The sequence below is a fragment of the Rhizobium ecuadorense genome (genome assembly GCF_001187535.1).
Classification (GTDB): domain Bacteria; phylum Pseudomonadota; class Alphaproteobacteria; order Rhizobiales; family Rhizobiaceae; genus Rhizobium; species Rhizobium ecuadorense.
Genome location: NZ_LFIO01001148.1, coordinates 1 through 233, shown reverse-complemented (window position 1 = coordinate 233; position 233 = coordinate 1). Strand labels below are relative to the sequence as shown.

Here is a 233-nt window from a genome sequence, read left to right as displayed (position 1 = left end):
CAGTTCCATCTGGCCGTTTGCCTGAGACACGAAATAAGTCAATGGTGCCTGCGAGGAGAAGAAGGCATCGGCGCGTTTGGAGCGGACCGCCAGGATCGAACTCGGCTGGTCGGTGTAGGACTGCACTTCGGGTGCGGGCTTGCCACCGGCCTTGCACTTTTCGACCTGGGCCTGGATCACCTTTTCGGCGGAGCCGCCGGCCATGACTGCAATGCGATTGCCGCAGGCGCCAT

General features: G+C 61.8%; 1 pseudogene. It reads right to left on the bottom strand.

The features are described 5' to 3' along the window. Positions 1-233: pseudogene (locus AF337_RS24580) on the bottom strand (ABC transporter substrate-binding protein); the annotation flags it as partial.